This is a genomic window from uncultured Microbulbifer sp. (assembly GCF_947504145.1).
Taxonomy (GTDB): domain Bacteria; phylum Pseudomonadota; class Gammaproteobacteria; order Pseudomonadales; family Cellvibrionaceae; genus Microbulbifer.
The window spans coordinates 67,115-81,125 of the sequence record NZ_CANNGQ010000002.1; the positions used below are offsets into that span (position 1 = coordinate 67,115).

Below are 14,011 nucleotides of genomic sequence, written 5' to 3' on the forward strand. Positions count from 1 at the left end.
GTGTACTTCCTCTGGTTACCGATTGAATTACTTACCCAGGGCGCTGCCTTCACGGCGGGTATCTGCCCCGCCCAGCAACTTGCCGTCTTGCAGCGCGATGCCGTGAATACCGCTGTTCAATTCCTTACGCACGACTTTGTGTCCTTTCATTTCCAGTCGTGCCAGTTCCTTATCGGAAAGCGTATCCGGCTCCACTTCCACCCGGTAACCGATCGCACCGATATTGCCGGCGTGGATGGCTTCGGCAATGGGCATACCTTTGCTCAGGTGGTAGAGGATGGTGCGGGCGGTGTAGTCAATGATCCGCGAGCCACCGGGAGAGCCGACGACCAGTCGCAGGCTGCCATCGCGATTGAACACAATGGTGGGCGACATGGAAGAGCGCGGGCGCTTGCCGGGTTCCACGCGGTTGGCGACCAGCTGCTTTTCCCGGTTGCGGGGCACGAAGGAGAAGTCAGTAAGCTGGTTATTCAGCAAAAATCCTTTGACCAGTAACCGCGAGCCAAAGCCGGTTTCAATGCTGGTGGTCATGCTCACTGCGTTGCCGTACTGGTCGACGATGGAAAGGTGACTGGTGTTCGGAAGCTCCGGCGATACCGACTCTTTGCGCTTCCCGGAGAAGGCGCCGGGAACACCGGGTCGGGCCGGCTGCGCGTGTTCCATATTGATCAGCTTGGCGCGCTGGGCCAGATACTGGGGCGCGACCAATGCGGTAACCGGCACATCAATGAATTCGCTGTCCGCGGCGTAGGTGTTGCGGTCGGCAAAGGCGAGTTCCGACGCTTCCACAAACAAATGGGTGAGTTCTGCACTGCCTACCGGGTAGTCGTCCAGGGGGAAGTGCTGGAGCATGCCGAGGATTGCGCCCACAGTGGTACCGCCAGACGAGGGCATGGTTGCGCCGCAGACTTCATACACCAGAAATTCCGCGCACACCGGCTCGCGAACCTTGGCCTGGTAATCTGCCATATCCTTGCGCGTCATCACGCCCGGGTTTTTCGGGTCGTGGCGCACCGCGTCGACAATAGCAGCGGCGATATCGCCGTCGTAAAACGGTTTTGTGCCCTGCTCTGCGAGGGTTTTCAGTGTTTCCGCGTAGGCTGGATTCTTCAGGATGTGTCCAACGGGCAGGGGCTTGCCGTCCTTGTCGAACAGGTAACTGCGGATGGCCGGGCGCGCGGCTACCCGCGGCATACGGATAATGAGCTGGTGCAATCGCGGGGATACCGCAAAGCCCTGTTCCGCCAGGGTAATGGCGGGTTGGAACAGGTCCTCCCAGGGCAGCTTTCCATCCCGCTGGTGGGCCAGCTCCAGCATCCGCATGACACCGGGCACCCCTACGGAATAACCGCCGATCACAGCGTCGAGAAAGCCGCGCGGCTGGCCGTCGCGAATAAAGTAATTTTCATCCACTGCCATGGGTGCGGTTTCGCGGCCGTCGTAGGAAAGCAGCTTTTTCTCGTCCGCGCGGTAACTCAGCATAAAGGCGCCGCCGCCGATGCCGGAGGATTGTGGTTCCACAAGCCCGAGCACCAGCTGCGCGGCGATGGCGGCATCCACGGCGGTACCGCCTTTCGCGAGCATCTGCTCAGCGGCGCTGGAAGCGTGCGGGTTGGCGGTGACCGCCATGTATTTTTCCGCGCTGGCGGACTTGATCTCGGTGCGCCCGGTGGCGAACTCCGGCTGGACTTCTTTGTGCTGGTCGCCAGTCTGTTTGTCAGACAGGGGCGCGGCAACCGCAGTGGCGGCGGTGAGGAAAACAGAGAGGAAGCAATACAGGGGCTTGTTCACAGGGCGATCCGAATCAATTCGCTGGATCGCCCGAGTGTACCAGACCAGAAGCGGCCGAAGCAGGCCTGGGGCTGCTGCCTGGAATCTACCGGTTGTACTTTTGCTGCAGCGCCTTTTGTACGCCTGGAGGGACAAACTTGGTGACATCGCCGCCGAGAGAGGCGATCTCGCGCACCAGCGAAGACGAGATATAGGACAGGTGCTCCGCCGGCGTAAGGAACAGGCTTTCCATCTGCGGCGCCAGCTGACGGTTCATATTCGCGAGCTGGAACTCGTATTCGAAGTCGGATACCGCGCGCAGGCCGCGCACCACGCCGTGGGCGTCCAGCTGGCGCACCAGATCGGCGAGCAGGATGTCGAAGCCGATGACCTCGATATTGTCCAGATGAGCCAGCTCCTGCTGGGCCAGTTCTACGCGTTCATCCATGGTGAACAGCGGATTTTTGCGGGTGCTGGCGGCTACGGCGACCACCACGTGGTCGAACATGCGACAGGCGCGTTCAACAAGGTCCATATGACCGTTGGTGATAGGGTCGAAAGTACCCGGGTATACCACTTTTTTCATAAGCCAATTCGCCTAGCCGGCCAGAAGGGACGCGCATGTTAAACAATTTAGCCCCGGCTCTCAAAAAGTCCGCTTAAAATCCGGGAATCTGAGGTGAATTTTCGGAATTCACGAGGTAAATCTTGTCCGGGCTTGGCTGAATCATGCCCTGAATAGCCGCATACACACCTGCCCGGCCTGTTTTTCCTTTTCCAGCTGCCAGTCGCCGGGCGCGTTAATCGGCGTGCTGCGAGGGGATTCTACGTAGATCAGCGTGTTGTTGGCGACGCACCCGGCCTCTATCAGCCCGGCGAGTGCACTTTGCCACAGGTCGTTGGCAAACGGTGGATCGACAAAGATCACGTCGAAGGGCTCCACCGGCTGACTGAGAAAGACCTCGGCCGGACAGTTGTGGACCCGCGCGCCCTCGGCCTGCAGCAGGTCCAGCTGCTGGCGCAGGGTCTGTGCCGCGCCGCGATCCATCTCCACAAAGTCCACTTCTGCGGCGCCCCGGCTCAGTGCTTCCAGGCCGAGCGCGCCGGAACCCGCGTACAGGTCCAGACAGCGCGCACCGGGTAAATGAAACTGCAGCCAGTTGAACAGGGTCTCGCGCAGTCGGTCCCCGGTGGGGCGCAGCCCCTCGATGGGCGCGAAGGCCACTTTGCGCCCGCGCCAACGGCCGCCGATGATGCGCAGTTGCGACGTGAGGGCCGATTTTGAGCGGCTGTTCGGTGCTTGTCTGGGCCGGGGGCTGCGGTTTCTGGGCATTCGGGATCCGGTCGATGGGCAAATTATGGCGGCGCACGGCTGTGTGTGAAACGGCCAGCGGTGCTAAGATTAGCGCCTTTCCGCCACCGGCCGCCAGCCGCCGTCGGTGGGCGTATCATCCACTGTCCCCAGTCAAAGAATCCGCACCCGATGATTTTCGATTTTCTGCGCAAGAAAAAGCCCGAGGCCGAGGAGTCCAACGAAGAGCGAGTGGATAACCCCTTAAGCCATGAGACGGCCCCTGAATCGACCGAGCCGGGGCCCGGGCCCGAGGTAGAGCAGGAGCCGGAGTTCGAGATTCCGGACAACCTGCTGACAGACCCGGTCAAAGAGGCTTCCGAGCCTGAGCCTGAAGCGGTGCCGCAGCTGGAAGAGAAGCTGTCGGTAGAAGAAGCGCCGGAATCGGCGTTTGATCCGGCGGCCGAGACCCAGGTCGAGCCTGCCGCCCCTCCAGTTACTCAGGCCCAGCCAGTTACCCAGGAGAAGCCCAGGAAAGAGGGCTTCTTCGCGCGCATCCGTCGCGGCCTGTCCCGCACCAGCAGCCAGTTTGCCGAGGGCATGGGCAATCTGTTCCTGGGTGCCAAGGAGATCGACGAAGATCTGATGGAGGAGCTGGAGACCCAGCTGCTGATGGCAGATGTGGGCCTGGATGCCACTACCGAGATTATCGACCGCCTGACCGAGCGGGTTTCCCGCCGCGAGCTCTCCAATGGCGAGGCGTTGTACAACGCTTTGCAGGAGGAATTGGCCGGGTTGCTGGACAAGGTTGAGGAACCGCTGGCCATCGATCAGGGGAAAAAACCATTTGTGATTCTGGTGGTGGGTGTGAACGGTGTGGGTAAGACCACTACGATCGGCAAGCTGGCGCACCGTTTCCTGAATGAAGGTAAGTCGGTGATGCTGGCGGCCGGGGATACTTTTCGCGCGGCGGCGGTGGAGCAGCTGCAGGTGTGGGGCGAGCGTCACAATGTGCCGGTGGTGGCCCAGCACACTGGTGCCGATAGCGCCTCTGTCATCTTTGATGCGATACAGTCTGCCCAGTCTCGCGGTGTGGACGTGGTGATTGCCGACACTGCCGGGCGCCTGCACAACAAGTCCAATTTGATGGAGGAGTTGTCGAAGGTGCGTCGGGTGATGGGCAAGCTGGACGATTCCGCACCCCACGAGGTGCTGCTGGTGCTGGATGCGGGCACCGGCCAGAACGCGCTGTCTCAGGCGGAGACGTTCCGGGACTCTGCCGGTGTCTCCGGACTGGTGCTGACCAAGCTCGACGGTACGGCCAAGGGCGGGGTGATTTTCGCGCTGGCGCAGAAGCTGGGGATTCCGGTACGCTTTATCGGCGTTGGGGAGCAGGCCGAAGACTTGCAGCCGTTTGTGGCCAAGGACTTTGTAGCGGCGCTGTTTAATCGCGCCCAGGGGTGATTTTTTAGGGCTTGTGGTCCTTGCTTGGGAAGTCCGGTATCAGCACCTGCGCGCAAAGGTATGCGTGTTCGGCGGGGGCGTACCGTAGCTGAATTAAAAACAACAAAAATGCGCTCATGATCCAGTTTGATAACGTCAACAAACGCTACGAGTCCGGCCAGGATGCGCTGGGGCGTGTCAGCCTGGAAATCGACCGCGCGGAAATGGTGTTTCTCACCGGCCATTCCGGTGCTGGTAAAAGCACCCTGCTGAAACTTCTCACCGCCATCGAGCGCCCTACCCGCGGCAGTATCATTGTTGGCGGCCAGAACCTGAATCGGCTGCGCAATGGCCAGATTCCCTACTATCGGCGCAATCTCGGCATTGTGTTCCAGAACCACCAGTTGCTGTTTGATCGCAGCGTGTTCGACAACGTGGCCCTTCCCCTTTCCGTCTCTGGCTGCAGCAAGCGCGAGGTGGGCCGGCGGGTGCGGGCGGCATTGGATAAGGTGGGGTTGCTGCACAAGGAGAAGCAGAATCCGATCGTGCTATCCGGCGGCGAGCAGCAGCGGGTGGGCATCGCCCGCGCGGTGGTGAACAAGCCGGCGCTGCTGGTGGCGGATGAGCCCACCGGCAACCTCGACCCGAAGCTGTCGGAGGAGATCATGGGGCTGTTCCGGCAGTTCAACGCGGTGGGCACCACGGTGTTGATTGCGAGCCACGATCTCGAGCTGATTGCGCGCATGCGCCAGCGGGTGCTGACCCTGCAGCAGGGCCAATTGATCTACGACGGATACCCGAGCCGTGAACCAGCGTATTAAGTCCACGCCAGCCAGAACCGCCACCCCCGCTCCCGAGCGCGCCCGCTCCACCGGCGCGGTGACCGCGCGCACCGGCTTTGGCGACCGCTTCAGCAGCTGGCAGGCTCACCACCGCGAGATGTGGCGGGAGTCCTGGGTGCGTTTTTTCGCCTCGCCCATGTCCAGTGGCATGACTGCACTGGTGATTGCCATTGCGCTGGCGCTGCCGGCGGCGTTGCAGCTGGGGCTTACTAACTTTCAGAAGGCCGTCGCCGGCTGGGACGGACAGCCGCAGATCTCCGTGTTCCTGCACAAACGGGCCAAAGAGAGCGCGGTGACATCGTTTGCCGATGATCTGCGCGCGGATTCCCTGGTGGCAGAGGTGACTTACATTTCTCCGGAGCAGGCGCTGGCGGAGTTCCAGGAATCGTCGGGGCTTGGGGATGCATTGCTGGGAATGGACGCGAATCCCCTGCCGGCGGTGCTGCTGGTGCGACCGCGGAGTTCGGATGGCGTATCGCTGGAAGCGCTGGCGGAACGTTTGCGCGAGAGTGCGCTGACAGACTCAGTGGTGCTGGATATGGCCTGGGTGCAGCGGTTGGCTAATCTGACTGAGCTCGGGCGGCGTATGAGTCTGGGGCTGGCGTTTTTGCTGGCGCTGGGGGTGTTGCTGGTGGTGGTAAACAGTATTCGCCTGCATATCGAGAGCCGCCGGGATGAGATTCTGGTGGTGAAGCTGGTCGGCGCCACCGATGCGTTTGTGCGGCGCCCTTTCCTGTACACAGGCCTGGTATATGGGCTGGTGGGCGGGTTAATTGCCTGGTTGCTGGTGAGTATTGGGGTCTGGTTGCTGGCGGGGCCAGTGAGCGGGCTCGCGAACCTCTACGGTAGCGGATTCCGTCTGGACGGGCCCGGGTTTACCTACCTGGTCGGGCTTGCGGGCGGCGCCGCTCTACTCGGACTGACTGGTGCCTGGCTGGCTGTGGCGCGACATATATCGGCAATTCAGCCTCGTTGACCAGGCGGTCCGTCAAGATTCGTAAAGCCCGGAACTTCCCCTGTGGATAACTGCTCTAATTAGCCGGAAATCAAGGGCTGGCGCGGTTTGCCGGCCGATCTCGAGCGGGGTTCCATTTCCCGTTGCGAGTGCTACACTGTGGCCAACTTTGGTCTCCCGGTGCCGCTTGAGAACTGAACAGTTCAGGGCCGGAAGAGCAAGCCGCCGCAAACTACTGGTCTTGGTAGGAATGAGTCCAAGCAGCAAGTGCCAAGCGGGGCAACGAAGAGTTACGAGGAGAATCCTGAATGGGAACCAGTTTACAGCCGATCCATACACTGTCGCCGGGCGCCAACCTGAACGCCTATATCCAGACGGTAAGCGGCTTTGAGGTACTCTCCGCCGAGGAAGAAAAGAAGCTCGCGGAAGATCTCTACTATCACGAAAATCTTGAGGCGGCCCGTCATCTGGTCATGTCTCACCTGCGCTTTGTGGTGCATATCGCCAAATCCTACTCCGGCTACGGTCTGAACCAGGGTGACCTGATTCAGGAAGGTAACGTGGGCCTGATGAAGGCGGTGAAGCGTTTCAACCCTGAGAAGGGTGTTCGCCTGGTGTCGTTTGCGGTGCACTGGATCAAGGCGGAGATTCACGAATTCATCCTGCGCAACTGGCGCATCGTTAAGATCGCCACCACCAAGGCGCAGCGCAAGTTGTTCTTCAACCTGCGCGGCCAGAAGAAGAAGCTGGCCTGGCTGACCAGCGCGGAAGCGAAACGCGTGGCTGCCGAGCTGAATGTGGATGTGCAGCATGTGCACGATATGGAAGGCCGTTTGTCGGCCCACGATGCGGCGTTCGATGCCGGTGTGGACGACGACGAAGATTCCGCGTGGCAGGCCCCGGCGCATTACCTGGAAGACCGCCGTTACGATCCGGCTACCATGCTGGAAAACGATAACTGGCAGGAAACCAGCGTTAATAACCTGACCATGGCGATGGAACAGCTGGACGACCGCAGCCGCGATATTATCGAGGCGCGCTGGTTGAGCGAGAGCAAGTCCACGCTGCACGAACTGGCCGACAAATACGGTGTTTCTGCGGAGCGAATTCGCCAGCTTGAAAAGAACGCCATGAAAAAAGTCCGGGTGGCAATGGAGGCCTGACAGCCTTCTCGCCGACCGGACTCAAGAACCGCGCTACTGGCGCGGTTTTTTCGTATGTGGTTCGGTGGTTTTTGCTTTGAAACTGGTCCGGTGGTGGGGGAACACCGGGGGCGGGTTTTCAGAACCGCTGTGTACCCATCCATGGGCGCTGCGGCAGCGACGTCCCTGTCGCTGACGCTTCTGAAAACCCGCCCCCGATGCTCCCCCTTCGCATTGAACTGAATTACTTCGTAAGCCAGAACGAAAGGAATAACGATGGCTAAATTGTATTTGTTACTTGCTGCATTTATTGGCGGTACCGGAGTGGTTCTCGGTGCCTTTGGCGCCCATGGCTTGCGCGACAAAGTCGCGGAAAACTTGCTGGAAGCCTATAAAACTGGTGTTCACTACCAGATGATTCACGCCCTGGCACTGATCGCCGTGGCTGTGCTGATTCATCAGATCGGCGCAAAAACCTCGCTGATTGTAAGTGGTGCCCTGTTTGCCATCGGCATCCTGTTTTTCTCTGGCAGCCTCTACGGCCTGACCTTCGGTGGCCCCAGAATCCTGGGTCCCATCACCCCGCTGGGTGGCACCCTGCTGATCGGCGGCTGGATAGCACTGTTTATCGCCGCCCTGAATTACGGAAAATAACCGCCAACCAAAGGCGGTAAGAACACAGAAATATGAATTGAAGGCCGAGCGCCGGGTGGGAGTTTTCAGAAGCGTCGCAAACAGGATGTTTGCGCCGCAGCGCCCAGGGATGGGTCTACAGCGGTTCTGAAAACTCCCACCCGGTGCTGGGCCGCCCCACCACCAGCTACGGAGCACCCAAAAAAGCTACGAAGCTCAGAGGTAAAGAATGCAAGAAGAACCCAGCAACGAACAAGGTAACGAGGAAGAAGACTTCCCCTACCGCACCGAATTCAAAAAGAAATCCATCCGCAGCTACGTGATTCGCGGCGGGCGTATGACCGAGGGCCAGCGCAAGGCGTTCGATAATTACTGGGGCCCGTTTGGTTTGTCCCTGTACGACGGCGCCATCGACCCGAAAACAATTTTCGGCCGCGAAGCACCGGTGGTACTGGAAATCGGATTCGGCATGGGCGACTCCCTGCTGGAAATGACCAAAGCCGAAACCGACAAAGACTTTATCGGCATCGAAGTCCACCCGCCCGGTGTCGGCCGCCTGATCAACAACGCCGGCAAGGAAGAAGTCAAAAATCTGCGTGTCTACATGGCCGACGCCATCGACGTGCTCAATGACTGTATTCCCGACGGAAGCCTCGACCGCTTCCAGCTGTATTTCCCCGACCCCTGGCACAAAAAAAAGCACAACAAGCGCCGCATAGTGCAGCCGGAGTTTGTAAAACTGCTGTGCACAAAATTAAAACCCGGCGGCCTGATGCACATGGCCACCGACTGGGAAAATTACGCTGAACAGATGCTCGAAGTACTCGAAGCGGAAGACCTGCTGGAAAACACCGCCGGTAAGGGTAACTACGCCCCGCGCCCGGAGTTTCGCCCGCAGACCAAATTCGAACGGCGCGGTGAGCGCCTTGGGCACGGTGTGTGGGATCTGCTGTACCGCAAGAAATAAATGATTCGACGCTAATATGCCGGCGCCGGGTAACGGTTTCTGAGACATTCACTGCCATGGATGGATTAACAGCGTGTGTCACAGACCTCTACCCGGTGCTGGCATTGCCGCAACGCTGAAAAAGCCACCCGACCTACTGTGCTATCTTCAGACTACCCCCGGTAAACGGATGCTCCGGAGCAACAATGACAACAAGCCCAGCCCCTGCCCGCAAACACCTGTATAGCGCCCTGCTCTGCAGCAGCCTCTTACTGCTCAGTGCTGAGACTCTGGCCGACGCGGAAGGTACCCTCACCCTCTACCTCAACGGTGGCCAGTACTGGTTTGATGAAGAGCGACTGTCTGGCTCGCCCTACATCGGCTATGAGCTCGAAGACAGCGCCGGCGGTGGTATCGGCTTTGGTTACAACGTCACCGATCGCTGGGCAATAGAAGGTGTGTACGACTACTTCAGCGTCAACCTGAAAAACTCCAGCGAAGACGTCGACGTACAAAATTACCACCTCGACCTGCTCTACCAGTTCGCTGGCCGTTTCTGTTACAACTACACGTGGCAGCCCTACCTGGTCATCGGTGCCGGCGAGCTGAGGGTGGATGAAGAGTCGTATGTTTACCCGGACAGCTGGCATCAGCGTCAGACCATGGTCAATTTCGGTGCCGGTATCAAATACGAACTGGCGCCACGCTGGCAGGTACGGGGGGATGTGCGGGGCTTTCAGGGTATCGAGGAAGGTGGCCTGGACAGCTTCCTGAGTATTGCCATCGGTTATCAGTGGCAGGATGAGGTGGCGCCGCGGGATTGGGATGGCGACGGCATTTACAGCGATCTGGATCAGTGCCCGCAGACACCGCCGGGCATCGATGTCGATATGCGCGGCTGCCCGATCGACAGTGATGGCGACGGCGTGCCCGACTATCTCGACCAGTGCCCGGGAACGCCCCTGGGCATGGCGGTGAACGAAGACGGCTGCCCCCGCGAGCCGTACAACCCCGCCGACTTCGCCAAATAACGAGTTGCGCGAAGCGGCGCAGATTGGGCGAAGCGCAGCGCGTCTACCGATTAAACTCCGGGGTACAGGTCTGCTAGGCGCCCCGCGCCTCTTCCAGCTGTTCGGAAACCTCCAACCACTCCATTTCCAGCTCGTCCAGAGTCTCCCGCGCTTCGCCCTGGGCCACGGTCAGTCGCGTAATCTCCTCCTGCTGACCGCCGGCATAAAGGTCCTCATCCGCCAGTTGGGTTTCCAGTGTCGCCAGCGCTTTCTCCGCTTTCGCCATCTTTTGTTCGACGCTTTTCAGTTTGTTGGTCAGCGGTTTCAGCTGTTCGCGCAGGGCAGCCGCCGCGCGGCGCTGGGCCTTTTTGTCCTCAAGGGGCGTGCCCGAGGATTGTTCGCTTCCGGAATCTGGTTCCTGACGGCGTTTTTCATCGCGTTTGAACGACAGCAGCCACTGCTTGTAATCGTCCAGATCACCGTCGTAGGGCTCGGCGCGACCCTCGGCCACCAGGATGAATTCGTCGGTGGTGTTGGCCAGCAGATGGCGATCGTGCGAAACCAGCAGCATGGCGCCGGGAAACTCCGCCAGGGCCAGGGTGAGTGCGTGGCGCATCTCCAGGTCCAGGTGGTTGGTGGGCTCGTCCAGCAGCAACAGGTTGGGTTTCTGCCATGCCAGCAGCGCCAGTGCGACCCGCGCCTTCTCACCACCGGAAAAGCCGCCTACCGGCTCGAATACCCGATCGCCGAAAAAGCCATAACCGCCGAGAAAGTCCCGCAGCTCCTGTTCGCTGGCATTGGGTGAGAGGCGCTGTACGTGCAGCAGCGGTGAGGCTTTGGCATCCAGCGCCTCCAGCTGGTGCTGGGCAAAGTAGCCGATCTTCAGGTGCTCACCGCCCTGGCGCACACCGGACAGCAGCGGCAGGTCGCCCGCCAGGGTTTTGATCAGGGAGGACTTACCGGCGCCGTTGGGGCCAAGTAAACCAATGCGACGGCCGGGTTGAATGCCCAGTTCCACATTGGGCAGGATGGTTTTGCCGGGGTAGCCGATCTCCGCTTCGCGCAGATCGATCAGCGGGTTGGAGACCTTGTCGGCACAGGGCAGGCGGAAGCGGAACGGGGAATCCACATGCGCCGGAGCAATTTCCGCCATGCGGTCCAGTGCCTTGAGCCGGCTCTGGGCCTGCTTGGCCTTGGTGGCTTTTGCGCGGAAGCGGCGCACGAAGTCTTCCATGTGCGCGCGCTGGGCCTGCTGTTTCTCGTATTCCACCTGTTGTTGCGCCAGGCGCTCGGCACGCGCGCGCTCGAACGCGGTGTAGTTGCCGCTGTAGAGCACCAGGCTCTGTTGTTCAAAGCTGACAATGCCGTCCACGACCGCGTCGAGAAAGTCCCGGTCGTGGGAGATGATCATCAGCGTGCCGGGAAAGCGCTGCAGCCACTGTTCAAGCCACAGGGTTGCATCCAGGTCCAGGTGGTTGGTGGGTTCGTCCAGCAGCAACAGGTCCGCCGGGCACATCAGCGCCCGCGCCAGGTTCAGCCGGATGCGCCAGCCACCGGAAAAACTCTTCACCGGGCGCTGTTGCTCGGCGTGGGAAAAGCCCAGTCCGTCCAGCAGCTGTGCTGCCCGCGCCGGGCCGCTGTAGCCGTCGATCGCCGCCATCTGCTCGTGCAGCTCGGCGATGCGCTTGCCATCGCTGCCGTCGGCTTCGGCGGCCTCCAGCGCACTCTGCAGGTCGCGCAGGCGGTGGTCGCCGTCCAGTGCGTAGTCCAGGGCACTCTGGTCGGTGGCCGAGACCTCCTGGGCCATGTGCGCCACTTCCCAGCCAGCCGGCACATCAATAGTGCCCGCGTCGCTGTCCTGTTGTTTCAGCAACATTTTGAACAGAGTCGACTTGCCGCAGCCATTGGCGCCGATGACGCCCACCTTGTGACCGGGGAAAATTCGGCAGCTGGCGTCGTTGAGCAGATCCCGTCCGCCCACCTGCAGCGACACGCCTTGCAGATTAATCAATAGAAACCTCTTTGAATTCGCCCGATTTTGACTAGGCTATCGGCTATAACAAACCGCCGGGATTCTAACGTGACAGAAACCGCACCTCCATCATCGTCGCACTCTCCAGCGCAAACTCCGCTACAGAACCCTCTGTGGGATTTCAGCCTGGCGTTTTATCGACAGCCTCAGGTCGCCGATTTCCTGCTGCAGTGTCAGGACGTCCGCGGTGCGGATGTCTGCCTGTTGTTGTGGGCCAGCTATACCAGCGCCTGCGGGCGTCAGCTTAGTGAGGAGAGCTGGCGGGTGGCCGATCGCGGCCTGGCACCGCGCCGCCGCATGATCAGCAGTGTGCGCAACCTGCGCCGGCTGGTGGGGCGGGTGAAGAAGAACACCGGGGTATACGAATGGTGCAAGCGCTGCGAATTGCGCATGGAGCAGCGGCAGCTGGCAGCCTTGTGGAAGCTCAACGGTGAGAGCTGGCCGGAAACCCGCTCGCCGCTGGAACTGGCAGGGCAGCAGTATGGCCTGCTGCAAAAAGAACAGGCCCGCTGGGCGGGCCTGATCGATGCCTACAGCACCTGTGGGGAAGATTCCCTGAGGGCTGTGGCCGGTGAGCTCCCCGAAGGGCGTTCACCGGGAGGAAGTGCGACCTCCTGATTCCCTAATCAGTGTTTGTGTTTGTGCTCATCCGGGCCGTAGTGCGGGTTTTCTTCAGTAGAAAACAGGCTGTTGGCCGGCGTGGTGGGGGTGATGGTCGGCGCTGCCGGGGTCACCGCGGCCGGGCTGGATTCGGGTACCAGCGGCTTCGGCTCTGAGGTTTTCCCCATCACCGGTGCCGGTGATTCTACGGGTGCGGCGGCGACGGTTGCCGGAGCGGTGGGCTTTTCCTGCGGCTTTTTCTCGGCCTGAGGTTTCGGCTGCGCTTCTTTTGCAGCCTGCTTCACAGGCTGCGCCGCCGGCTTGCTGCCGTTGGTTTTTGGCGCGTCTGCTTTCTTTGCTGGTGTTTTCTTCGCTGCACTTTTCTTGGGCGCTGCTTTCTTGGTAGCCGTTTTCTTCACGGCTGCCTTTTTGGTAACGGTCTTTTCTGCCGCTGCTTTCTTGGCCGGCGCTTTTTTGGCTGCAGTGCTTTTCTTGGGTGCGGCCTTCTTCGCGGTAGCCTTCTTGGCCGCTTTCGCTGCTGGTTTGACGGTGGTGGCCTTGGTGGTGGCCTTTTTCGCCGCAGGTTTTTTTGCCGTCGTTACTTTTTTGGCAGCTGTTTTCTTTTTCGATTTGGTGGCGGCCTGCACTTTTTTCGCGGCTGCTGCACCGGCTTTCTTGATGGATTTCGCGGTCTTCTCAGCCAGCTTGCTGGCCGCAGAAGCAGCTTTGGATTCACTCAGGGTTTTGGCGGCGTCTTTGGCGACCTTCTCTACCTTGGTAACTGCCGCTTTGGCTGCATCGACCTTTTTCTTGGAAGACGCTTTGGCCGCAGGGGTTTTCGCCTTCCCCGCCGCAGTGCGTGCGGTGGCCAGTTTGGCTTTGGCTTTCTTTACCTGTACCTGGGCTTTGTTCGCGTCGGTGGTGGCTTTTTTCAGGGCTTTTTCGGCATCTGCCGCGTCCTTGGCCCGAGCCTTGTCCAGTTGGGTGGTGATCTTGGCGATCTGTTTTTCGAGATCGGCAATGGATACAGCGGCTTTGCGTTTGGCGGCCATGAGTAGAGATCCTGCAATTGAAACGGTTGTGAGTGTCGGTTCGAACGGTGCCCCGAGGCTCTCCCTGTGTAGTGCAGAATCACCTCTCTGCAGGAGAAAAAAATATCGGGGTAGAACGCTGATAATAGCGCTGTTATTTACTTAGTGCATCCCGTGCACGCCGGGATTCAATGGTTTTTTACCAGTGTTTCGATCCCCGGCCTCTATTCTTCATATCGTATCTGCCAAATTGAAATTTACTCCCGGCGCTAAAGGACGTGCACAGGGCTGAAAAAGTTACAGGAAAATGAAACCA

Annotated in this window: 13 protein-coding genes; 8 read left to right on the forward strand and 5 right to left on the reverse strand. The window is 60.1% G+C overall.

The window, feature by feature from the left end; translation table 11 throughout:
• Positions 1–27: 27 nt before the first annotated feature.
• From ggt to rsmD, 3 genes are all read right to left on the reverse strand, one after another.
• A complete protein-coding gene (gene ggt / locus Q1A74_RS06835) occupies positions 28–1,791 on the reverse strand; it encodes a gamma-glutamyltransferase (protein ID WP_299594011.1) in 1,764 nt (587 codons plus the stop codon).
• Between the two features lie 85 nt (positions 1,792–1,876).
• Entirely contained in the window at positions 1,877–2,356 is a 480-nt protein-coding gene (coaD, locus tag Q1A74_RS06840; protein ID WP_299594013.1) for a pantetheine-phosphate adenylyltransferase, read from the reverse strand.
• 141 nt (positions 2,357–2,497) lie between these two features.
• On the reverse strand, positions 2,498–3,103 hold the full coding sequence (gene rsmD / locus Q1A74_RS06845; RefSeq protein WP_299594014.1) for a 16S rRNA (guanine(966)-N(2))-methyltransferase RsmD: 606 nt from the start codon (positions 3,101–3,103) through the stop codon (positions 2,498–2,500).
• A 150-nt stretch (positions 3,104–3,253) separates the two neighbouring features.
• Here rsmD and ftsY point away from each other — a divergent pair, with 150 nt between their 5' ends.
• The 7 genes from ftsY (at position 3,254) to Q1A74_RS06880 (ending at position 10,053) form a co-directional block, all read left to right on the forward strand.
• On the forward strand, positions 3,254–4,525 hold the full coding sequence (gene ftsY, locus Q1A74_RS06850) for a signal recognition particle-docking protein FtsY (RefSeq protein ID WP_299594016.1): 1,272 nt from the start codon (positions 3,254–3,256) through the stop codon (positions 4,523–4,525).
• A gap of 116 nt (positions 4,526–4,641) precedes the next feature.
• Positions 4,642–5,325, forward strand: a complete 684-nt coding sequence (ftsE, locus tag Q1A74_RS06855) for a cell division ATP-binding protein FtsE (RefSeq protein WP_299594018.1) — start codon at positions 4,642–4,644, stop codon at positions 5,323–5,325.
• Positions 5,309–6,322 carry a permease-like cell division protein FtsX gene (gene ftsX / locus Q1A74_RS06860; RefSeq protein WP_299594020.1) on the forward strand — a complete coding sequence of 338 codons (1,014 nt, stop codon included), beginning with the start codon at positions 5,309–5,311 and terminating at the stop codon, positions 6,320–6,322. Before ftsE ends, ftsX begins: the two co-directional genes overlap by 17 nt.
• Positions 6,323–6,609: 287 nt before the next feature.
• Positions 6,610–7,464 carry an RNA polymerase sigma factor RpoH gene (rpoH, locus tag Q1A74_RS06865; RefSeq protein WP_299594022.1) on the forward strand — a complete coding sequence of 285 codons (855 nt, stop codon included), beginning with the start codon at positions 6,610–6,612 and terminating at the stop codon, positions 7,462–7,464.
• 255 nt (positions 7,465–7,719) lie between these two features.
• Entirely contained in the window at positions 7,720–8,097 is a 378-nt protein-coding gene (locus Q1A74_RS06870) for a DUF423 domain-containing protein (protein ID WP_299594023.1), read from the forward strand.
• Between the two features lie 208 nt (positions 8,098–8,305).
• Positions 8,306–9,043, forward strand: coding sequence for a tRNA (guanosine(46)-N7)-methyltransferase TrmB (gene trmB / locus Q1A74_RS06875; protein ID WP_299594025.1), 738 nt, complete (start codon positions 8,306–8,308; stop codon positions 9,041–9,043).
• 185 nt (positions 9,044–9,228) lie between these two features.
• Positions 9,229–10,053: an outer membrane beta-barrel protein gene (locus Q1A74_RS06880; RefSeq protein ID WP_299594027.1), complete on the forward strand. Its 825-nt coding sequence runs from the start codon at positions 9,229–9,231 to the stop codon at positions 10,051–10,053.
• A 73-nt stretch (positions 10,054–10,126) separates the two neighbouring features.
• Here Q1A74_RS06880 and Q1A74_RS06885 read toward each other — a convergent pair whose 3' ends face one another.
• Positions 10,127–12,043 (reverse strand): ABC-F family ATP-binding cassette domain-containing protein, encoded by a 1,917-nt coding sequence (locus Q1A74_RS06885; RefSeq protein ID WP_299594030.1) that lies wholly within the window; start codon positions 12,041–12,043, stop codon positions 10,127–10,129.
• A gap of 69 nt (positions 12,044–12,112) precedes the next feature.
• On the opposite strand from Q1A74_RS06885, the gene Q1A74_RS06890 reads away from it, so the two are divergent.
• Positions 12,113–12,682, forward strand: coding sequence for a TIGR02444 family protein (locus Q1A74_RS06890; RefSeq protein WP_299594032.1), 570 nt, complete (start codon positions 12,113–12,115; stop codon positions 12,680–12,682).
• An 8-nt stretch (positions 12,683–12,690) separates the two neighbouring features.
• On the opposite strand, the gene Q1A74_RS06895 is transcribed toward Q1A74_RS06890, so the two are convergent.
• The gene (locus Q1A74_RS06895) at positions 12,691–13,716 is read right to left on the reverse strand and encodes a histidine kinase (RefSeq protein WP_299594034.1); all 1,026 of its coding nucleotides are present in this window, start codon (positions 13,714–13,716) and stop codon (positions 12,691–12,693) included.
• Between the last annotated feature and the right edge of the window lie 295 nt (positions 13,717–14,011).